Below are 20,434 nucleotides of genomic sequence, written 5' to 3' on the forward strand. Positions count from 1 at the left end.
TAAGATACGGACTTATATTGTTTATCCGGGATCAGTCCTCTCTCAGCAAATCAATGACCCGCTCTATCGGACGACCAATCACGGCCTTACCATCTTTAACGACTATCGGACGCTCTATAAGAACCGGATATTGCAGCATAATATCGATCCACTCTTCGTCCGTATACAAAATATCTTTAAACTTTTCCTCAAAAATAGCTTCCTTACGTCTGATCAGTTCGATAGGTTTGAGTTGAAGCATATCCAGGATTCGGGTGAGTTCCTCTTTATCTGGCGTATCCGTTATATATTCATGCACCTCTAAATCCGTAGTACAGGCTTTCAACAGCTCCAGTGCAGCCCGACTTTTGCTGCACATATTATTATGGTATATTTTGATCATGATATGATTTAGCAGTATTGAGTTTCAAAAGAAACCTGATTATTTCTGCTCTCAAATGTACAAAAAACAGTTTGAAGGTCATCAAAACAGCAAAAAATGAACTGGTCCCGAAGTATTATCCGAACCAGCTCAGGTATTTTTAGTTAGTAAAAGTGTCTTACTTTATCAGCATCAAAACTAAACAGCCAGCAGCCATCTCACATCATATCGGTCGGTCACTTCAATAAGAGCTATCTTTTCATCGTTCTTTGCGTCAGTTTTCTTAGGTATGGGCATCAGTTTTTCCAAAAGCAACTTTCGGGATTCAGCGCTATTACATAACATAAAAATGGCAAGATAATTACCGGTTTGCCGGCCTTCATCCGGCACCAGATCTGAACCGTAGATAGTAACACTATCAGAAATCAGCGAACCGCTAATGACCGGGATTTTGGCAAAGCCATCCAGATGCTTATCCATCATCTGAAAATGCAGTTCGCCTCCAAAACAGGTTTGGTAGTATGTCAGCGCTTCTTTACAGTTACCTGCAAAAGAGATAAAAACGCCACTTTGAAAGCGATTATGCGAGTGATGTAACATCTGTTTTTAAAATTAGGCATCCGGTATCTGTGGCTCTACAAGTCTGATCATCTTGTCCAGCGATTCCTGCCAGCCCAGATAGCACATCTCTACGGGTATCATATCAGGAATACCACTCTGTTCGATATGAACCTCTGTACCACAGGAAACCTGACGCAACGAGACTGTAGTTGTCATTTCTCCCGGCATATTAGGGTCATCAAACTTGTCGCTGTATTTAATAGATTCATTGGGAATAATTTCCTGGTATTCACCACCAAAGGAATGTCCGTTGCCGGTACTGAAATTTATAAAAGTCATCCTGAATTTTCCTCCTACTTTGAATTCCATTTCCTGTACCGTACATAGAAAACCATAGGGCGGTATCCAGGTGGCATGTGCAACCGGATCTGCAAAAGCGCGAAATACTTTTTCGGGACTTGCTTTAATTACCCTGTGCAGGGAAACTTTGTTTGTTTTCATCTTGATTGAGATTTTAATCGTGAATAATCAATTATTTTATCAGATAGCGGGATTAATAAATCATTATCCCGTAACGGCTTTCCTATGAACAATACGCGGATTATAACAGTAGGAAAGAATAAGTATAGCTAATACTGCCAGCGGCATGATCATGTATGCTATTACCTGATCAACATATGCATGGCTGATAAATGCAAAAATCAGATTGAAGGTGAGTCCTGCATATGCCCATTCTTTTATTTTTACCGGAACAGACGGCAAAGAAATAGCGATCACTCCTAATACTTTACAGATAATGAGGGTATACGCAAAGTAATCAGGATAGCCTAAAGGTTTTGTTCCGGCATTTACATATTGAGGTGCAAAAAGCAGTGTACCAAGAGGCATAACACCTTCCCATAGAATGAGAATAGTGGTTGCTATCCAGAATATTATTTTGTTCTTTTTCATAAGTATATAATTTTGCTCTCTAAGAGTTCGTAAATCTAATATGCGGATTCTACATATTTTTTGAAATTGCTTAATATAGCCTGCCAACCTTGTTTCTGAAACTCGGGATCGTTCTCCGTTTCTGCATCAAAGGTCGTTGTAATTATTGTTGTGTCTCCTTTGCTGCTGAATAATGTACTGACCTCGCGTCCGTCAGCCATTGTATAACTGATCTTTTCATGCAAGTCGACCTGCTGATAAGTGCCTTCGAAATCAAAGCCAAAACTTCCATCCCTCGCTTCCATACGGTTACTGAATTTACCATTCACGCGCAGATCATTTTTGCTGGACGGACAGTGCCAGCTTGGATCTGCAGCATTCCACTGCATAATGTCCGCTGGTGTATTCCAGGCTTTCCATACTATTTCTACGGGAGCATCTATTGTCGCTTCTACAGTGATTTGTGGTTGTGTTTTCATTTTTATCAATTTATCGTTTATAATGTTATTACAAAGTTGCGACAGTTTTTGGAATTCCCAACATTGTAAAAACGTCAACTTTAAGGGTAGATTACGACAAAAACTATATGTATCTTTACCAGACTAAATTAACAGATCATGCAAATTTCCGTTTTCGTTCCTCAATACGGTACAATAGAAGGTATCACCCCTGCCTTCCGAACATTTCATACGGCTAATGAATTTCTTACTGTATTTGGTAAAAAGCCGGTATTTGAAGTAGAATATGTAGGGTTGCAGGAATATGTTCCGGCTAACAGCGGGGAATACAGTATCAGAACTAATCGCTTGCTGAAGGATGTGAGTCGTACAGATCTCCTTATTATTCCTCCCGTATTTGGCAGTATAGATTCCGGTATAGCTGCTAATGCAGAAGCGATACCCTATTTCCGCAAACTACATCTGAATGGGGCCAGTCTGGCGAGTTTGTGCGTAGGTGCTTTTTTACTGGCGGAAACAGGATTGCTGTCCGGCAAAAAGTGCTCTACCCACTGGGCGTATATCAATGAGTTTAAAGAAAAATATCCGGACATTGAAATCGAAGACGGTGCGGTAATAACAGCACATGATAATATCTACAGCAGTGGCGGTGCGAGTAGTTTGTGGAATCTGATCCTCTATCTCGTTGAAAAATATTCAGACAGAGAAACGGCGGTATTAATCGCAAAATATTTTGCACTCGATATCAGCAGGGACAGCCAGTCTCAGTTTGCTATTTTCAGGGGACAACGCAATCATGATGATGCCGATATACAGAAAGTACAGGATTATGTAGAAAAGCACTATGAAGATAAAATCACGATTGATGACCTGGCAAATCTTAGCAGTATGGGGCGCCGTACCTTTGAAAGGCGATTTAAAGAGGCTACCAACAATACAGCTGTAGAATACATCCAGCGCGTCAGAATAGAAGCAGCCAAAAAGTTCTTCGAAGCTTCCCGAAAGAATGTATCGGAAGTCATGTACGATGTGGGTTACAGCGATACTAAGGCCTTCCGTGATATTTTTAAGAAGATAACGGGGCTGACACCGATAGAGTATAGAAATAAATTTGCAAAGGTGACCAGTGAGATATGATGATGAGCAGCTCCTCTTAACGATGTCCGCACTAATCATCCAATCCTTTACCATCTAAAATATGCTGGTAGTATTTTTCAATTCGTGATTCCCTTGTTGCGGCTTGCTTCGCCTGATTAAAATAAAATAAATATCCCTTTTGCCGTCCGGGTGTCAGGGTATGAAATGCTTTTTTCAGTGCTGTATCTTCTTCCATAGCACGTTGAAATTCATCGGGAACAGGATAATCAGCTGTTTTTTTCATCTCCACTTTTTTTCCTGATTTCTCAATTTCAACAGCTTCCCGTATATAAGCGGTTATAACAGATCGCAGTGCTGTAATCTGTTCACTGTTCGTGAATCTGATTTGTCTCGCAGACTGTACATTTTCAGTTTGCCGGATTAAGATATGCTCCGGATCAGTCATCAAAGCTCCTTTATGGAATAATAATGCACAGTATTCTTTGAAACCATGAATAAGGACAATATTCTTTCCGTTTAAGGTATAACAGGGATGCATCCATTTAAAATCTTCCAGAAGGTCTGTATTTTCAGTGATGATTTCCCGCAGTAAATGGAATTCTGTACTCCATTTTTGGTTGCGTTCAAAAAAGTGACCGGCAGCTGTATTCATAAGAATTGATTTATATTTTGTCTGACTTAAATTTTTCTTTCAGCAGGTCTGAAATACCAGGATATAAGGATAAGCAGTATAAAGATAAAAGATGCAAGGGCTTGCGAAAACGCATCTCCCGCAGCAATATGTGAGAGAGTAGCTCCGGACATGGCAAAAAAGAATCCTGCATAAGCCCATTCCTTAAGTAATTTAAACCCCGGAATCAGAATAGCGATGACACCTGCTATTTTCCAGGAACCTAAAATATACATCAGGTAGACCGGATATCCCAGGTGAGCTATACCTTCGGCACTCTTTTTTGCGCCGGATAATTGTGCCAGACCACCTGATAGCATTCCTGCAGCCAGTAATCCCGTCCCAATCCAATACAAGACTTTTCGTAGTCTTAAAGATCTGGCAAAGTTTGTTTCTCCTGTCATAATCGTATTATATAAGTTTATTACATATACTTTGCAATCTGTCATGTGCTAGGCTAATACCCTGAGCAAAAGGCATCTGCAGCAATTGATCCCGGTGTGCTACCGATTTAAAAATAATCTGCATGGTAAGCTGACTGCTGTCTTCGGTAATTTCTTCAAATGACAGGTATTCTAGCTGAACAGGAAAAGAGCTATTTTCCATCTCAAAAGTTCGTGTAATCCTTTGGTTGGGAATAAACTCGTGAATTGTTCCGTTTGCACGAAAGACCACACTTCCATTATGAGATGTTTCGAAAGCATATGAGCCATGTGGCCTGCTTTCCAGTTTCAACACCTTTGTCCCCATCCACTGTTCCACAATATGGGCCTCTTCATAGGCCTTGAAAAGCAGATCGACAGGAAGATCAAAGGTCCTCGTAATAATAATTTCCTGTTTGCCGTCTTCAGCACTGACTTTTGTTTTATATTCCATTTTATTGGGTTTTATATTGTTTCATAATGGTTTCCAGTTTATTAAAACGTTCCTCCCACATCTGACGAAACGGCTCAATAAAATCAGCTATCTCTTTCATTTTGTAAGGATTAAGCTGATAAGTAATCTCTCTGCCATTTTGTTTGGATGTCAACAGCTCGCACTCGGTCAGGATCTGCAGGTGTCTGGAAACGGTAGGCCTGGCGGTATCAAAGTTGGAAGCAATAGCTCCTGCTGTCATGGATTGTGTTGCTACTAAAAGAAGTATCGCTCTTCTGGTCGGATCTGCAACGGCTTGAAAAACATCTCTTCTTAAGTTCATGATATGGATTATTTAAATGTTACTGTAAAACTTCAGCACTTTAATATGAAGTCATTTGACTACAAATATAAATGTAGCCATTTGACTACGCAAATTTTTGTGAAAATAATTTTTAGGATATATGAATGGATAAGAGGGTTTTACAGTTAATTCACAAGGAGTAAGGCAGGATTGAGAAGATTTATAAAGAACACTAACACGACTCAATTGACGTGTTAGTGTCCGGATTAAGGCTGGATATTTTTGCCCGTAATCCAGATATTTTCATTACCATACGCAGAAGGTTCGGAGCTGGCTTCAATTTCTAAAAGCCCTCCCCGGCTAATCTCTTCATGCGATAACCATAAGCGTTTAATATCTTTACCGTTGAGTCTTACGCCTGCGATATATTTGTTCTGACTGCCAAAATTATGCACCCGGATCTGCAATGTATTATCTGCTCTACGGAGATTGATTTCCGGAAATAAAGGTACACTGAGATAGTATACAGGATGGCCGATCACAGGTTGGTGCAATCCTAAGGCTGTAAGCACAAACCATCCGGACATAGCACCAGCATCATCGTCCATTGTCCGGATATAGGCTTTGGATTCATTCTTATAAATCCGGTCTATAAAAGGATCTATTCCTCTGCTGTTATCATTGAAGTAATATTGGATAACAGTATCTACGGCCAGCTGATGAACCAGAGACTGATATTTCCAGGGTTTATCACTGGCATAATACAGCGTGGGTGACTGCATATCCGGTTCATTTGCTCTGTTGAAATAATGTTCGTCAAAGAATTCATCCAGTTGCTCTGTCAAGGCCTTTTTTCCTCCGGCCAGATCTACCAGTCCTCCGATATCAAAGGGTACATTCCAGCGGTACTGTCTGATCGTTCCCTGATACATATTTCTTGCAGACATACGATCTACATCATTTCGGGACAAATCTTTGAATTCTTTCTGCCAGACAGTTTTATAACTACCGGCTCTCTGTGCATAATGTGTTCCCTTTTTATCAAAAAGCTGTGCCATAGCCCACATATCGTAAGCTGCTTCTAAAGCTTTATCCGGTTTTGAGAAATCAAACCGCGCTGTATCCCTGATCAGTGAATCTTTTACAGCATCAAAATGGATATCGTATCCTTTATTCCTGGCATCCAGCAGAACTACTGCCGCATGTTCGGTACGAACAGAATTAGCGGGTTCATTAGGTCCTGCAAAATCATACTTGCCGTATCGGTACAGGTCAGAAATGGATGATACCACATCCTGATACAGTTGTGGATAGAGCAGTTCCAATAAAGGCAGCTGTGTTTTATAATTATCCCATATAGCCCAGCCATGATATCGTTTTCCTTTGGCCGAGTGCATCTTTCCATCTGTCCCTGCGTACTGACCGTCTGCTTCTGAGGTCTGATAAGGGGACTGAAGCGTACGATAAAACAGCGAATAAAACAGTTTTTCTCTTTCCGGATCACCTTTTACTTCTATGTGGGAGAGACAGATATCCCATTGTTGCTGGGATGCATTCCTGACCTCGCTATATGAACGGTCAGCATTATGCAGAAGCGTCTCGACAGCTTTTTGTACACTGACGGCTGAAAAAGCAATCTGTATCGTGACTTTTTCGCTATTTTCTTCCAGATGAAGGGTTAGCTGATTACCTTTCCCCTCCCAGACATGAGAGGAAGAAACTTTAATGGCATAGTGGATAGTATATATCCCTACTCCGCATGTAGTACGGGCCCTGACTGATCCTTTGAGCATACCCTTTGCATCCATATCGTATGTATTTGATACGAAAGCACCATTGAAAGCATGAGCAAGGTCTATACTGAATCCTTTTTTGCCTTTGGGAAAGCTGTACTCATGAATGCCAAAATTTTGATCTACAGCAAAAGCAGCTTTTATTCTATTCTTTAATCCGATTTCATAAAAACCTGGACCAGCCTGCTCAGTCACTTTTAATAACGGCTGTTGATCGTCCTGCCCTCCCAGAAAAGGCTTGACAAGAATCAGTCCCCCACTCCCCTTACAACCCACTCCTTCAAATCTGTTGTGCGTAAATCCCAGTATTTCTTTTGCCAGATACTCATACCCCATATGCAATGTCGGATAAGTCTGTGGTGCTATACTCATCTGATGAAAAGGAGATGATGCAGCAGGTGACATTTGTCCGTAATCCCCTGAAGAACCTAAAAATACATTTGTCAGGGATGATCTGGATTGTGCGTATACAAATTGCTGCGAACTTAGGATTAGCAGAACACAAACGGAAAACTGGCTAAGAAAATTTTTCATAGATACTAAAAGCAGGTCGGTCAAGACCTGCAAAATACTTTTATTTTTTTATAGTTAATAGCTTCTGCGTCAAAAAACTGCTGCATGCTACTATGTCAATCAGGGATCCATAGGTTCGTCCGGATCAATAGTCAATGCTTCTTCCCGTGGTTTGAATTCGATAATGACTTCACTGATTCGCTTGCCTAATACATAGGGTACGTATCCCAGCTCCCTTACACATCGGTCAGCCATCTTTTCAACGGCATCGATATGAGGTACACTACTGTTGACGATCGCATACTTTTCTGCCGGAAATCCATAATGTAATAAGATACGAGCTGTATTGCGCATATTGGTGGTCGTATGTCTGGCATGCGGATCAATAAGAATAGCTTCTTCCGGTACATTCAATACCTGCATCAGATACTTTTTCATCTCTATGGCTTCTATGTAGGGAGTTTTGTAAGGATGTACACGTCCGCCGGAAACTACAATGAAAGGTGCAAGTCTCTGAAAATAACTCCGGGCAGCCATCCGGCAACGCAGCATACCACCAGGACTGATAGGCTGATCATAAACCTCCGGTCCGGCTCCTAATGTCAGAAGCAGACTATACGGATAGCTTCCAAAGTCTGTCTTGCGGATCGCATCATAAGCTTTCTTGTTTTCCAGCTGCATCAACGGTTCTAATTGTGCGGCATCCCAACGTTCATTGACTTCTAATAACCGTACTGCTGTCCACAGGGATTCATAATAGGCTTCTTCCGGTCTGCGTACGTCTTTCAGAATATCCTGCGCGACATCTTTAAGCAGATACAGATATGATTTTTTTGTGCTATCAAAGGAGATGGAATCAATCTTCGGATAGTTGGGTTTCTTTGCTCCGGCATATACATCTATTACGTAATTCATAGCATTCAGATCCTGACGAAGTGCTTTTGCCAGATAGGCACTCTCCCCGCCTGATACATCCATGCCGTATGTGTACGAAGGGATCAGCTTATTCTTCACCAGTGCTTTCAACACCTTATCCGTTTGAAGTCTCTTGCTAAAAACAGTGACGATGGTTTCCACCTCCTGTTCATTCCATCTGAATTCACGGAGAAAACAGGCTACATCTTTGCAATTAGCAGATTCGATATATCGTGCATGTCTTTTTTCCAACATACTGTGCATATCCGGATCGGACAAAATGCGATTGCTAAGACCGGAATCCTGAGCCAGCTGAAATGTGGCATAATAATTCTTGGCAATTACCCAATCCTGAGGTGTCTCACAGGCCGAAAAATCCTGAGCCCCGGAGACATGACTTAAGCATGTCCCCAGTGTCAGGAGTATTAATTTCAGAATAGTTTTCATAACACAGAAGAACTTAATATCCTTGATTCTGATACATTTTCTCCGGATTCAGCTTGTATTCATCAAACGGAATAGGATAGTAACGGTCTTTGGCAGAGATATTAGATATTTTGGCGTTGCCGTAATCAGCCTGTTCTTTCTTCCTGAAGTAGGTGACCAGCTCCTGAGCATTGTAATTGCGGATCAGATCAAACCAACGGTGATTTTCAAAAGCGAGTTCGACTCTGCGCTCATGCAGGATGGCATCTTTCAAAGTAGGATATTTGGTATTGTAGGTGTTATTAGCTTTCGAAACGGCATAGGAAGGTAAACCTGCCCGTTCTCTCACCTCATCCAGTAATACGATAGCTTCAGCATCTTTTCCAAGGCGCATTTTGGTTTCTGCCAACAGCAGCATGACATCAGCATAGCGGATCAGTATCCAGTCATTACCTCCAAAGCCCTGCTTACCGGCATTATTACTGTTATCTCTGAATTTCGTAATAAACCAGTCATTGACCTGAGTACTTGCAGCAAATTTGATGGAAAAGGCCTTCCGGATATCGTTATCCTCATAGTCTTTTACCAGATCTCTTTTGACATTTCCTCCAATGCCTGTAGATGTAAACTGAGAATTGATCGTTTCACCTCTTGCCTGATTATTACGTGCAATACTGGAACTGTAGTTCTGATCTCCCTGCAGATATTGAACCTGAAAGATCAACTCCTTACATGTATTTTTTTTCGTCACATCGAAGACATCTGCATAGGGTATTTCATTTAGTTTACCAAAGGTACGCATGCCGTATGCTGCAGTCAGATGTTGTTCTGCCTTTAGAAAATTTTCATTGGCATTGCCCGCTAAGGTCGCTCCCATGGTCAGATAGACTTGTCCCAACAGCGCATTGATGGCAGCTTTAGAGGCACGCCCTACGGCATATTGCCCTTGCTGATCAGGCAGATTACTGGTCAGCGCATCGGACAGATCTGTTACTATTTGCTGATAAACTACGCTTTCTTTCTGACGAAAAGCAAGTTCATTTGCCTGCTCTTTGGTTGTAATTTCTACCGTAGACAAAGGGATATCTCCAAACTTGCGAACCATATGAAAGTACAATAAAGCACGGACGAATTTTGCTTCTGCAATATAGCGCTGTTTCAATGCCGGATCAGCAAAGGTCACTTTATCGATATTGGATAATAATGTATTACATCTTGCAATCCCGTCATACATGGTAGACCAATGTGTCTTGAGATAAGAGTTGCTGGCCAGTATCGAAAAATCATTAAACTGAAAAGGTTCCCCTGCATTAGACTGATTGTCATCACGTCCTGTATTATCCGAACGTTCCTCACTATAAAGGGTACTGGATTCACCTATACTGCTCCCCGAGCGCAGTGCCTGATAGAGTCCGTTAACGGCTAACAAGACATCATTCTCAGTTTTGAAATAAGATCCTACGGACACCGCATTCGGATCTTGCTGATTTAAAAAATCTTTTTGACAGGAAGTAATCCCCAAAAGAACAAAAGGTAATAAATATCTCTTTTTCATTAGTATATGCTGTTTTAGTGAATACAGGAATCAGGTGTTTAAAGATTCCTGTATCCATCTCTGTTATATCTTTATTAGAATGTCACTTTTAATCCCAGATTGTACGATCTGACCAGTGGATACAAGCCATAATCTACTCCCGGAGTGAGGTTACCGCGCTGGTCGTAATCCGGCTCGGGATTGTATCCTTTATACTTGGTGATTGTAAACGGATTATCCACACTTGCATAAATCCGGACTCCGGAAAGCATAAGTTTTTGTGCTGTTTCTTTCGGCAGACTGTATCCGAGAATAATATTGGTCATACGCAGAAAAGATCCGTCCTGCAGGTAAAAGGATGAAAGACGTGTACTGTTACTTTGCGTACCTCCTCTCGCTGCACGGTAGACACTACCATTTCCCGGATTAGCAGACGATCTCCAGCGTTGTGCCACGTCAGTATACTGATTGCCGGATCCTTCCATATTATACAGGTAATAGTCATAACCATCCAATACCTTGTTACCTTGTGAACCATTAAAAGAAGCTCTCAGATCAAAATTCTTATAGCTGGTATTTAAGGCAAATCCATAGGTAAAGTCCGGGTGCGGATTTCCAATAATACGTTTATCCTGATCATTAACAACGCCATTGCCGTCTACGTCTTCAAAATAGAGGTCTCCGGGCTGCAACGGATTTGTGGAGGCCGCTGAAGGTGCTACAGTTTTATAGTTTTCTTCGGTAGCGATTCCCAATACTTTGAATCCATAAAACATCCCGATCGGGCTTCCCTCCTGCGTAATATGGGTAATATAAGAACGTTCTGCTCCGTTAGTCATAATAGTTGAAGCTCCTCCGAGATCCAGCACTTTATTACGGTTCACATTGATATTGCCGCTAAACCCAAGTTCGAAGTCATTTTTACGAATAAGCGTAGCATCGATCTGCACATCGAAACCTTTATTCTGTACCTTACTATCCGGCAGATTGGTAAAAATTGTTGTCGCTCCGGAAATTGCAGTAATAGGTTGATTAAACAAGAGATTAAAGGAGCGGCTGAGGTAGAAGTTGGTCATTACATTCAGTCGTCCGCGCAGTAATCCCAGATCAAGCCCGGCATTATACTGTGAAGTGGATTCCCACCCCAGATTAGGATCACGCAGATCGTCCGGCCACAATGCTGTAGCAACCTTATCAGCAATGATAACTCCACCCGGTGAATTGTATGCGGTTATAGCTCTGTAGTCCGGAATATTATTGTTTCCGCTTTTACCCCAGCTTGCTCTAAATTTCATAGTAGATCCTGCTCCTAACCAATTGTCGTAGAACCCTTCATTTGATACTGTCCAGCCGGCAGATACAGATGGGAAAGTTCCCCACTTGCTGTTAGGCCCGAATCGGGAAGAACCATCTGTACGGAAAGACGCGGACAGGAAATATTTGGAATCGTAACTGTAGTTGACACGACTAAAATATGACTGTAGGGTCGTGATACGTTTGAAAGTCTCTCCGTTGTCCTTGAGCAACCGGAAGTTGGAAGGATCTGCTCCTTTGTTGGTGATCTCGCCTATCGCATCATTCTGGAATCCATTGGCGCGAACGGTCATCTGGTCGATGTCTGTCCGCTGTGCAGAATAGCCCAGCAATACATTTAACTGATGTTTTTCCTGAAATGTCTTGTTGTAATTAAGAGTAGCTTCGACAAGTTTATCAATTTCACTTCTGGTACGTGCATCGGCATACGCAGCTGTTTTTGCAAGATCCGAGTAAGGCGCATTGTTGCCATCCGAAATACTGGTTGGACGGTAGTAATCGTATTTCTCATCGTAAGTGGAAAGTCCCCCGTTGATCTTCAGATTTAATCCTTCAATAATGGAGAAATCCGCAAAAGCATTATACAATCCTCTTTTTCCTCTTTTATTGTTTTTGATTTCGGTAACATAGGCCAGCGGATTTTCAGGATTCTGTATTCCATAGTTGTTAGCTGACAGATTAGCCATTAAGTATTTGGCATAACTGCCATCTTCATTGTATACCGGTAAGGTAGGCAGATAGATCAAAGCTGCCATGGAAGGACTCCGATCGTATCGCCCTGTAGTCACCTCATTATTATCATTGTAGGTAAACGATACGTTGGCTCCTACAGTAAGTCGTTTACTGACTTTCGAATCCATATTGGCCCGGAAGTTAAATACTTTCTGGTCTGTTCCCAGCATGATCCCTTCCTGATTCTGATAAGATCCGCTCAGGAAATAGCGGCTTTTATCATTTCCGCCGTATGCGGATAAATTGTGACGTTGGAAAGGTGCATTTCTGTATAAGGCATCCTGCCAGTCTGTATCATATTTAGATGCTTTGGCTGTACCTGTCGCAAAATCATAATATTCTTCAGGAATGGTGACTGAGCCCGCATTTCCTACTGCATCTACTCTGGCCTTGTTATTGTCCAGTCGTCTCTGATCAGTCCAGGTCACACCCTTCGTGGCAAGCAAATCTCTGTAGGTATTATTTCTGCCATCAATCAGCAAATCGATAAATTCTCCAGCATTCAACACATCTATTTTTTTGGATAGCTGGCCAAATCCTCCAAGTACTTCATAATCTATATTGCTACGTCCTTCTTTACCTCGTTTGGTCGTGATCAACACTACACCTCCGGCCGCTCTGGAACCGTAGATCGCAGCTGAAGCTGCATCTTTCAGAACGTCAATTGTCTCAATATCATTGGGATTGATATTGAGATTGTTGCCTGCAGGATAGCCATCAATAACATACAATGGGTCCGAGCCGGCATTGATAGATCCCATTCCCCGAACTCTTATTTTGGTCCCGTCATATGGTGCACCGCTGGTCTGCATCACCTGCACACCTGCGACCTTACCCACCAAAGCCTGTGAAAGTTTGGGTGAAGTCAGATTCAGTTCTTCAGCTTTTACACTCGCTATCGCGCCGGTCACATCTGCTTTACGAACTTTCTGATATCCGATAGATACCAGGACTTCATCTATCTGCTGTCCTTCGGCCTCTAATGTAACTGTTAATCCCTGAAGGGAAGAGACGACCTGACGAACCTCTTTGTATCCGATATAGCGGATAGAAATAGTATCTCCTACTGTACCTGCCAGCGAGAAATTTCCTTTTTCGTCTGTCTGAAAACGTTGCTGTGTACGGATATTCGTGATGGTAGCTCCGGCAACGGGCTTACCATCGATATCTACTACTTTTCCTGAAATCTGTTGTTGATTTTTTAACTCTATTTTCAACAGTCCGATCTTCAGGGCACTTGCTTCAGCGGTTAATGAAACTGTGGTTAATGGCAGTAGAAGCCATAATAGTTTGGTTGATTTAAAGTACATGTTTTTATTTTTTCAACTTAAATAGATTTGTGGCAAATCTAATCCTCTCGTGTTAAGCGAGTGTTGGGTTTGGTTTATAGAATGGTTAACCCTTTGTTACTATATTAATAAATCATGAAAACTGTGTGATCATGAAGTCTGCATAGCGAGCTGAAAACTTAATATTCCCTTAATATTGGATATACAAAAACTGCGTAACTTTATAATGTAAGTATATGTAATACTGTTATTTAAAACATCAGCATTATGAAAACGATCGTTTATTTTTTTCAGAAGATGGTCTTCCGTCTGTTTCTCACACAGTTCAGCTCGTTCTATTCTCCGCTTAGGTTTCATAAAAACTAAACGGTATATTCGAAAAATGTTTGTGTTATTAATTAATCTTCAGTGTAAATGCTTTTGACGAAGGATGCCTTTGGCAAAGATTTTATCTGGGGAGTATCTACTGCGGCGTATCAAATAGAAGGTGCACATAATCTGGATGGAAAGGGTCTTTCTATCTGGGATAAGTTTGTCCGGAAAAAAAACAAGATTTTTCAGAATCATCATGGGGAGATTGCATGCGATCATTACAACCGCTATGTAGATGATCTGCATCTGATGTACAGCCTGAATATCCGTAACTATAGATTTTCTATCTCCTGGAGCCGTATTCTTCCCAATGGAACTGGTGAAATCAATCAGGCCGGAATTGACTTTTACAACAGACTTATTGATTTGTCTCTGGAGCTGGGAATTACTCCCTGGGTCACTTTATATCATTGGGATCTTCCTCTTGAACTCGAAAAAAAAGGCGGATGGGTAAACCGGGATATCAAAGACTGGTTTGGAGAATATGTAGCTATATGTGTAAGAAATTTTGGTGATCGGGTAAAAAACTGGATGGTCTTGAATGAGCCTACGGTATTCAGTGCTGCGGGTTATTTCTTTGGTGTACATGCTCCCGGCAGAAAAGGTATAGATTGTTTTCTGGCAGCAGCCCATCATGCTGCTTTGGCTCAGGCACACGGTGCGCGTATCATCAAAGCCCTGCACCCGGATGCTACAGTAGGCACTACATTTTCATGTTCACACGTTGAACCTTTCACTAACAGGGAAAAGGATATAATAGCTGCTAAAAAAGCAGATGTATTGCTCAACAGATTATTTATAGAACCTTTACTGGGGATGGGCTATCCTACGAAAGAGATCAGAGTATTGAGAAGGATTGAGAAATATATCAAACCAAATGACGAAAATAACCTGAAATTCGATATGGATTTTATCGGTATTCAGAATTACACAAGGGAAATCATACGTCATTCTTTCTTCGTTCCCTTTTTACAGGCAAAAATAGTTACTGCTAAAGAGCGTAAGGTAGAAATGACAGCCATGAACTGGGAAGTATATCCGGAATCCATGTACCACATGCTGAAAAAATTTCAGGATTATGAAAATATTCCGCCTCTGATCATCACAGAAAACGGCGCTGCTTTTCCTGACTTGCCGGAGAATGAACGGGTACATGATCCTAAAAGAGCACAATATATGCAGGATATATTGCAACAGGTATTACGTGCTAAAAACGAGGGCGTAAATGTCAACGGATATTTTTTATGGACTTTTCTGGATAATTTTGAATGGGCAGAAGGATATCACCCCCGATTCGGATTGGTGTATGTCAATTTCCGGACGCAGCAACGCATTATCAAGTCCTCCGGACACTGGTATGCTGATTTTATTAAATAAACTGCTCTGCCTCTCACCTACTTTGCTATAAAACCGGAGCTGTATGTATAGCTCGTTTATTGGTCAAATAGAGAAGGCATTTTGTATTTATTTTCCAGATTCAGCAAAATAGTTTTATTGGCGATGCCACCTGCAAAACCAACCATTTTTCCGGTTGCGCCCACTATTCTGTGACAAGGAACAATGATTGCGACCGGATTTTTATTTAGAGCACCTCCTACTGCTCTTACTGCTTTGATATCGCCTAATATTTTTGCTAATCCGCCATAGGTTATGGTCTTACCAAAAGGTACATTCAACAAGGCTTTCCATACTTTCTTCTGAAATTCTGTCCCTGAAAAATCAAGGGGGATATCAAAAGTCGTTCTTGTTTTTGCGAAATATTCAGTCAGCTGTTGTTCTGTCTTTAATAGTATTGGATTTTGATCATTTCTTTCCGGAACGGAAAGTTTCGTTCGTGTATAGTCTTCTCCTTCCCATAAGATGGCTGCAAGACCGGCATCTGTAGCAACAAGTCTGATTACCCCAAGTACGGAGGGCATATCTTTATACTCTGATTTCTTATTACTTTCCATTTCTTACGATCTCGTTTCCACTATAATTCATAGGGCTCAATATAGACAAGCCTTACAGGCTTATATTCTATTTAAATCCAGATGCGAAACATAGTTCAACATTATACAACCCTTACAGGATTTTTTTCATTAGACCCCAATACGATATATAGGGCTCAATATAGACAAGCCTTACAGACTTGTCTTATTTCCAGATAAAAGGCTGAAGGCCTTTCCTATATCAACCCAAGGTTTATCTTGAGGGCTTCATACAATATTTAGTTGCGCCCTGAAAGGGCAGCATAGCTATGTCCATAGATAATCTTCATCGAAATCAATCTCATATTCTTTTAAAAATGCTACATATTCATCCTGAAATGATTTTGTTTTATGGTGTTCCTTTTGATTTTCAATATACTTTTTTACCCGACCTACTACCGATTGACTTACTGAATAACCTGCATAACCTCCTTGCCAGGCAAACTACTGATAGTTTGCACCTTTGGATTTTATCCAGCGGCTGCTGTTTCGTTTTATTTCTTCTACAAGTTTTGCCAGAGCTATATTTTTTGACATTATTGTCAAGATATGAATATGATCTTGTGTATCATTAATTTTTACAGGTACAGAATCATTTACTTTGATAATCCCTCCGTTATAAGCGTACAGTTCTTTTTCAACCTCCGGCCGGATTAGCGGCTGGTTATACTTTGTATGAAAAATAATGTGTACATACATTTTTGACAAAGACTGTGACATATCTGTTTATTTATTCGAATGTACCTGAAGCTCATCTTCATGCATCAGCATAAATAAATCAGGTTACACACCAGCATCCTTACTTTGCTAATTGTATAATATCATCAACCTCTAAAACCTGTTTTGGATAGCCTTTTGATACAGCATGGATCATGGCCCGGCCAACATCTGCGAGTTTCAAAGTCTTTGCTGAGATAAACGGAGCAATCAGCGGCCCCATTATTCTGTATATTGTTTTTACGTTGACCTGTCCCTTTGTCGCTTTCATTATAGCCGGACGAAAATTGTATTGACCTTTAAAGGGTAGTTTCATCAGCTCATTTTCGGTTCTCCCCTTTACTCTTGCCCACATTACCTTTCCCTGTTCTGTACTGTCGGTCCGGTTTCCGGATACATAGATAAAAATCATTTCCGGGTTGATGGCAGAAAGTGTTCTGGCAAACGGAATAACAAAATCGTAAGTCTTTTTAGTAAAGCTTTCTTCGTTTTCCCCTACTGAGCTTACTCCTGCACAGAAAAAGCAACCGTCGTAACCGGTCAACAGATCTGCATGGTCTTCTATTTCTGAAAAATCCTTTAAAATCAGTTCTTTTAGTTTTGGATGTTATAATGGATAGTTTTTCCTTCCAATTATCAATACTTCCACCACGGCGGTGTTATTGAGACATTCCAAGAGTACGCCTTCGCCTACCATTCCTGTTGCACCTGTAATGATTACTTTCATCTGTGTATAATTTGGTTTTATTAAGGTAATGAAATTATCAGATTTTCACCCTCCATTAAATTGGTTTTTATATTCAGGAATGCGTGGCATCGCTTTATTAATCTTTTTTAATTTCCGGGATTGAGCACTTAGTCTATTCTTTCTTCAAAATTCCGTTTTAAACACCTTCGTTGATCAGCGTTTCGGCGTATTCCCAGATCTTTTCAGCCCCTTCTTTTATGATACTTTTCTTTGTATACACTTTCGTATAATTCACACCCGGCTCATTCCATGTTCCACCATTATTAGAACTATTTTGCAGAAGAGGTTCCAGTCTGTCCATTGCTCTGGCAAATTTAGCTTCAGGAGTCTCTCCTGCTTCAAACTCTTCCCATACTGCGATAAGTTCTTCTCCCTGTTCCAGAGGTAACAGACCGAAAATACGATTAGCTGCCCGTCTTTCTTCATCTGTATTACTATGATTTTTCTGCATATCATAGATAAAAGTATCGCCTGCATCTATCTCTACAATATCATGAATAAGCACCATCTTCAGGACTTTCAATAAATCAATCTTTTCATTGGAATGCTCTGCCAGTACAATCGCCATTAATGCCAGATGCCAGCTGTGCTCTGCATCGTTTTCATTCCGGTCACTATTGAATAGCTTGGTTCTACGTTGAATATACTTGATTTTATCAATCTCTTTAATAAAATCTATTTGTTTTAATAGCTCTGCTGAAAACATATCCGGGTGCTTTTTTAAGTAATTCTGTTTGTACTCGACAAAGATAAATTATTTGCAAAGATCAGTCCAACAATCAATGTCTACCTATAATTATACGGGTAGTATTCTTCCCATTTCCAGGGGGTGAATGTATCAGCAATCAATGTTTCCAGAAGTTCTTTGAAGACTTTTGAACCGTTGACACTATTTGTCATTATGATAATAGAAACTCCTTTATCTATAAAATTAATATTATAGTTTTTCCAGGCATCATCTCCTCCTTCCTTGAAAAATGCTCTTCCATATTCAGTTCTCATTAATCCCCAGCCCAGTCCGTAAGCCAGATGAATAGCTTTATTATCTGCAGTTGTTTCCGTAGTAATCGGTGGAAACTGAGTTCTAGAATGAATACTTATCTGCGGAGAAATCATTTGCTCAAAATACTTCTTCTCCAGTCCTTTACCTTGTGTAACATACGCAATAAAACGTGTGTAATCTGCAATAGTCGTGACCATAGAACCACCTGCAACAGCTGCTGTTCGCTTTCTCTTAACATTCTGCTGGCCTTTTTCATTATGTCCGATGACCAGTTTATCTCCAAAATTATCATGCCATATATACCCTGATCTTGTCATACCAATAGGATTGAAAATCTTTTCTGTGGCCAGTTCATCCAAGTTCTTACCTGTAATTTCCTCTACAGCTAACTGCAACAGCTTGAATCCTTCTCCTGAATACGCATATTGTTTACCGGGCTGAAAATATATACGTATCACACCGACTGAATCAAATACAGGATTAGCATCTCTGGGGTCAAACCATCTGACATTGGGTAATCCGGTAGTATGACTCAGGCACATACGTGCCGTCATCATTTTCCATCTGTCATCATTCTTTAAATCTGAAAAATAAGGATAATCAGGCAAAGGTTTTTTTAAGTACTGATAAAGTGGTCTGTCCAGATCCAGTTGCTTTTCCTGAACGAGCAGCATACAAAGATAACCGAAGACAGCTTTACTGAAAGAAGCTGCATATATAAGAGTGGTTGTATCCATTAATTCGTTTTGGAATTTGTCCCGATAGCCATATGATTTAATGAATACAGGTTTGTTGTGATTGAGAATTGCCAGATTAAGTCCGGGGATATCTGCACTATCCATCACAGCACGTACTTTATGATCAATCTCAGATATGGTTAATGTACTTTGATCTAATCGGGTAATAGGGTCTTGCTGTCCATAAGACAGCTGAACGCAGCATATAAGTACGAGTATCAGTCGATATGGCTTGGCACAACAAGCCAAAAAAAGATTCAGTCCCGACAGTAGTTGTACAGCTGACCGGAAGTAAAATGGGGTTAAAACAGATTGCTTCATTTTGCTTTTATTTTTTATTCAAAGTTCCTGCATCATACCGATGCTGTCAACGACACAGTGACGACATATAGACGACAGATGAGGCTGTTTGAATTAAAAGAGATTACAAAAGCAGTTATTCATGGAAATTCTCAGGAACAGGTTTAAGAAAAGGAAAAGAACAATAATACATTGGTTTTAGATTTTTAAAGCTACGGATACCATTGAAAACACAGAGTATGATAGCGGTAACAGTCGTAAGAACAAGTAGAAAAAAGCCAACAGGAAAATAGGTAACCAGTAATACAATGGCTGAAAGCATTAATATTGTAATTGTAAATTGAAAATTTAAAGAGATACGGCCATGAACATCATACTGCAGATTTTTTTGTTTAAAGTATATCCAGAGAAAAAGGGGAAACAATATATTCCCAAAAGGGAATATAAGTCCGGTGAGCGGTAAGAAATGAAAAAGTGAAACCATTTCGTTTGAAGCCTGATTATCATAGTTATTCTTCCGGATTTCGGCACTCAACTCTTCTATACTAATATCCAGGGCTTCAGCTATTCTTTGTAAAGTATAGCCTTGCGGAATCACCTCACCTTTTTCTATACGTTGAATCGTACGTGTGGTCAGCCCGGCTATTTCAGCCAGTTTTTGCTGGGTCAGCCCTTTGTCAGATCTTTTTTGTGACAGGTTAAAACTGATTTTGTTTTCTTTCATAAAGACTCCTAATTTTCTTCAATAAAATGCAGTTATACATATAAATTGCCTGATAATCTACTAATTTAGTAATTACAGAAGCCTAAAAAATGCTGTCTGAAAAGCGCTGA

Annotated in this window: 20 protein-coding genes and 1 pseudogene; 2 read left to right on the forward strand and 19 right to left on the reverse strand. The window is 40.5% G+C overall.

Going from position 1 to position 20,434, the window contains the following annotated elements:
* Positions 1 to 31: 31 nt before the first annotated feature.
* The 5 genes from arsC to HMPREF0766_RS10110 all read right to left on the reverse strand — a co-directional run bounded on the left by arsC (position 32) and on the right by HMPREF0766_RS10110 (position 2,331).
* On the reverse strand, positions 32 to 382 hold the full coding sequence (gene arsC, locus HMPREF0766_RS10090; protein ID WP_002996411.1) for an arsenate reductase (glutaredoxin): 351 nt from the start codon (positions 380 to 382) through the stop codon (positions 32 to 34).
* A 177-nt stretch (positions 383 to 559) separates the two neighbouring features.
* Positions 560 to 961, reverse strand: a complete 402-nt coding sequence (locus tag HMPREF0766_RS10095) for a VOC family protein (RefSeq protein WP_002996413.1) — start codon at positions 959 to 961, stop codon at positions 560 to 562.
* A 12-nt stretch (positions 962 to 973) separates the two neighbouring features.
* Positions 974 to 1,423, reverse strand: coding sequence for an SRPBCC family protein (locus HMPREF0766_RS10100; RefSeq protein WP_002996414.1), 450 nt, complete (start codon positions 1,421 to 1,423; stop codon positions 974 to 976).
* Positions 1,424 to 1,486: 63 nt separating this feature from the next.
* The gene (locus HMPREF0766_RS10105; protein WP_002996415.1) at positions 1,487 to 1,873 is read right to left on the reverse strand and encodes a DoxX family protein; all 387 of its coding nucleotides are present in this window, start codon (positions 1,871 to 1,873) and stop codon (positions 1,487 to 1,489) included.
* A 35-nt stretch (positions 1,874 to 1,908) separates the two neighbouring features.
* A complete protein-coding gene (locus tag HMPREF0766_RS10110) occupies positions 1,909 to 2,331 on the reverse strand; it encodes an SRPBCC family protein (protein ID WP_002996416.1) in 423 nt (140 codons plus the stop codon).
* 138 nt (positions 2,332 to 2,469) lie between these two features.
* Here HMPREF0766_RS10110 and HMPREF0766_RS10115 point away from each other — a divergent pair, with 138 nt between their 5' ends.
* Complete coding sequence (locus tag HMPREF0766_RS10115; RefSeq protein ID WP_002996417.1) at positions 2,470 to 3,447, forward strand: GlxA family transcriptional regulator; 978 nt, start codon at positions 2,470 to 2,472, stop codon at positions 3,445 to 3,447.
* A 31-nt stretch (positions 3,448 to 3,478) separates the two neighbouring features.
* Here HMPREF0766_RS10115 and HMPREF0766_RS10120 read toward each other — a convergent pair whose 3' ends face one another.
* The 8 genes from HMPREF0766_RS10120 to HMPREF0766_RS10155 all read right to left on the reverse strand — a co-directional run bounded on the left by HMPREF0766_RS10120 (position 3,479) and on the right by HMPREF0766_RS10155 (position 13,774).
* Positions 3,479 to 4,060, reverse strand: coding sequence for a YdeI/OmpD-associated family protein (locus HMPREF0766_RS10120; protein WP_002996418.1), 582 nt, complete (start codon positions 4,058 to 4,060; stop codon positions 3,479 to 3,481).
* A 26-nt stretch (positions 4,061 to 4,086) separates the two neighbouring features.
* On the reverse strand, positions 4,087 to 4,482 hold the full coding sequence (locus HMPREF0766_RS10125) for a DoxX family protein (protein ID WP_370445769.1): 396 nt from the start codon (positions 4,480 to 4,482) through the stop codon (positions 4,087 to 4,089).
* Positions 4,483 to 4,489: 7 nt separating this feature from the next.
* Complete coding sequence (locus tag HMPREF0766_RS10130) at positions 4,490 to 4,954, reverse strand: SRPBCC family protein (protein WP_002996421.1); 465 nt, start codon at positions 4,952 to 4,954, stop codon at positions 4,490 to 4,492.
* Position 4,955: 1 nt separating this feature from the next.
* Positions 4,956 to 5,276, reverse strand: a complete 321-nt coding sequence (locus HMPREF0766_RS10135) for an ArsR/SmtB family transcription factor (protein WP_002996422.1) — start codon at positions 5,274 to 5,276, stop codon at positions 4,956 to 4,958.
* 227 nt (positions 5,277 to 5,503) lie between these two features.
* The gene (locus HMPREF0766_RS10140) at positions 5,504 to 7,564 is read right to left on the reverse strand and encodes a glycoside hydrolase domain-containing protein (RefSeq protein WP_037459799.1); all 2,061 of its coding nucleotides are present in this window, start codon (positions 7,562 to 7,564) and stop codon (positions 5,504 to 5,506) included.
* Between the two features lie 99 nt (positions 7,565 to 7,663).
* A complete protein-coding gene (locus HMPREF0766_RS10145; protein ID WP_002996426.1) occupies positions 7,664 to 8,905 on the reverse strand; it encodes a YdcF family protein in 1,242 nt (413 codons plus the stop codon).
* A gap of 13 nt (positions 8,906 to 8,918) precedes the next feature.
* The gene (locus HMPREF0766_RS10150) at positions 8,919 to 10,439 is read right to left on the reverse strand and encodes a RagB/SusD family nutrient uptake outer membrane protein (protein ID WP_002996427.1); all 1,521 of its coding nucleotides are present in this window, start codon (positions 10,437 to 10,439) and stop codon (positions 8,919 to 8,921) included.
* A 74-nt stretch (positions 10,440 to 10,513) separates the two neighbouring features.
* A complete protein-coding gene (locus HMPREF0766_RS10155; protein WP_002996430.1) occupies positions 10,514 to 13,774 on the reverse strand; it encodes a SusC/RagA family TonB-linked outer membrane protein in 3,261 nt (1,086 codons plus the stop codon).
* Positions 13,775 to 14,167: 393 nt separating this feature from the next.
* On the opposite strand from HMPREF0766_RS10155, the gene HMPREF0766_RS10165 reads away from it, so the two are divergent.
* Entirely contained in the window at positions 14,168 to 15,502 is a 1,335-nt protein-coding gene (locus tag HMPREF0766_RS10165; protein ID WP_002996435.1) for a GH1 family beta-glucosidase, read from the forward strand.
* A 56-nt stretch (positions 15,503 to 15,558) separates the two neighbouring features.
* Here HMPREF0766_RS10165 and HMPREF0766_RS10170 read toward each other — a convergent pair whose 3' ends face one another.
* The 6 genes and pseudogenes from HMPREF0766_RS10170 to HMPREF0766_RS10195 form a co-directional block, all read right to left on the reverse strand.
* Entirely contained in the window at positions 15,559 to 16,077 is a 519-nt protein-coding gene (locus HMPREF0766_RS10170; RefSeq protein WP_002996436.1) for a methylated-DNA--[protein]-cysteine S-methyltransferase, read from the reverse strand.
* A gap of 285 nt (positions 16,078 to 16,362) precedes the next feature.
* Positions 16,363 to 16,815 (reverse strand): annotated as a pseudogene (gene tnpA, locus HMPREF0766_RS22715) (IS200/IS605 family transposase).
* Positions 16,816 to 16,894: 79 nt separating this feature from the next.
* Entirely contained in the window at positions 16,895 to 17,356 is a 462-nt protein-coding gene (locus HMPREF0766_RS10180) for a Rossmann-fold NAD(P)-binding domain-containing protein (RefSeq protein ID WP_002996439.1), read from the reverse strand.
* Positions 17,357 to 17,696: 340 nt separating this feature from the next.
* Complete coding sequence (locus HMPREF0766_RS10185; protein WP_002996443.1) at positions 17,697 to 18,266, reverse strand: HD domain-containing protein; 570 nt, start codon at positions 18,264 to 18,266, stop codon at positions 17,697 to 17,699.
* 80 nt (positions 18,267 to 18,346) lie between these two features.
* On the reverse strand, positions 18,347 to 19,621 hold the full coding sequence (locus tag HMPREF0766_RS10190; RefSeq protein ID WP_002996445.1) for a serine hydrolase domain-containing protein: 1,275 nt from the start codon (positions 19,619 to 19,621) through the stop codon (positions 18,347 to 18,349).
* A gap of 115 nt (positions 19,622 to 19,736) precedes the next feature.
* On the reverse strand, positions 19,737 to 20,324 hold the full coding sequence (locus HMPREF0766_RS10195; protein WP_002996448.1) for a helix-turn-helix domain-containing protein: 588 nt from the start codon (positions 20,322 to 20,324) through the stop codon (positions 19,737 to 19,739).
* Positions 20,325 to 20,434 lie beyond the last annotated feature (110 nt).

It is taken from the genome of Sphingobacterium spiritivorum ATCC 33861 (assembly GCF_000143765.1).
Classification (GTDB): Bacteria; Bacteroidota; Bacteroidia; order Sphingobacteriales; family Sphingobacteriaceae; genus Sphingobacterium; species Sphingobacterium spiritivorum.

Excerpts from the sequence above, each read along its gene's own strand:
- arsC (WP_002996411.1), bottom strand. The coding sequence starts at position 382 with ATGATCAAAATATACCATAATAATATGTGCAGCAAAAGTCGGGCTGCA.
- HMPREF0766_RS10095 (WP_002996413.1), bottom strand. The coding sequence starts at position 961 with ATGTTACATCACTCGCATAATCGCTTTCAAAGTGGCGTTTTTATCTCT.
- HMPREF0766_RS10100 (WP_002996414.1), bottom strand. The coding sequence starts at position 1,423 with ATGAAAACAAACAAAGTTTCCCTGCACAGGGTAATTAAAGCAAGTCCC.
- HMPREF0766_RS10105 (WP_002996415.1), bottom strand. The coding sequence starts at position 1,873 with ATGAAAAAGAACAAAATAATATTCTGGATAGCAACCACTATTCTCATT.
- HMPREF0766_RS10110 (WP_002996416.1), bottom strand. The coding sequence starts at position 2,331 with ATGAAAACACAACCACAAATCACTGTAGAAGCGACAATAGATGCTCCC.
- HMPREF0766_RS10115 (WP_002996417.1), top strand. The coding sequence starts at position 2,470 with ATGCAAATTTCCGTTTTCGTTCCTCAATACGGTACAATAGAAGGTATC.
- HMPREF0766_RS10120 (WP_002996418.1), bottom strand. The coding sequence starts at position 4,060 with ATGAATACAGCTGCCGGTCACTTTTTTGAACGCAACCAAAAATGGAGT.
- HMPREF0766_RS10125 (WP_370445769.1), bottom strand. The coding sequence starts at position 4,482 with ATGACAGGAGAAACAAACTTTGCCAGATCTTTAAGACTACGAAAAGTC.
- HMPREF0766_RS10130 (WP_002996421.1), bottom strand. The coding sequence starts at position 4,954 with ATGGAATATAAAACAAAAGTCAGTGCTGAAGACGGCAAACAGGAAATT.
- HMPREF0766_RS10135 (WP_002996422.1), bottom strand. The coding sequence starts at position 5,276 with ATGAACTTAAGAAGAGATGTTTTTCAAGCCGTTGCAGATCCGACCAGA.
- HMPREF0766_RS10140 (WP_037459799.1), bottom strand. The coding sequence starts at position 7,564 with ATGAAAAATTTTCTTAGCCAGTTTTCCGTTTGTGTTCTGCTAATCCTA.
- HMPREF0766_RS10145 (WP_002996426.1), bottom strand. The coding sequence starts at position 8,905 with ATGAAAACTATTCTGAAATTAATACTCCTGACACTGGGGACATGCTTA.
- HMPREF0766_RS10150 (WP_002996427.1), bottom strand. The coding sequence starts at position 10,439 with ATGAAAAAGAGATATTTATTACCTTTTGTTCTTTTGGGGATTACTTCC.
- HMPREF0766_RS10155 (WP_002996430.1), bottom strand. The coding sequence starts at position 13,774 with ATGTACTTTAAATCAACCAAACTATTATGGCTTCTACTGCCATTAACC.
- HMPREF0766_RS10165 (WP_002996435.1), top strand. The coding sequence starts at position 14,168 with ATGCTTTTGACGAAGGATGCCTTTGGCAAAGATTTTATCTGGGGAGTA.
- HMPREF0766_RS10170 (WP_002996436.1), bottom strand. The coding sequence starts at position 16,077 with ATGGAAAGTAATAAGAAATCAGAGTATAAAGATATGCCCTCCGTACTT.
- HMPREF0766_RS10185 (WP_002996443.1), bottom strand. The coding sequence starts at position 18,266 with ATGTTTTCAGCAGAGCTATTAAAACAAATAGATTTTATTAAAGAGATT.
- HMPREF0766_RS10190 (WP_002996445.1), bottom strand. The coding sequence starts at position 19,621 with ATGAAGCAATCTGTTTTAACCCCATTTTACTTCCGGTCAGCTGTACAA.
- HMPREF0766_RS10195 (WP_002996448.1), bottom strand. The coding sequence starts at position 20,324 with ATGAAAGAAAACAAAATCAGTTTTAACCTGTCACAAAAAAGATCTGAC.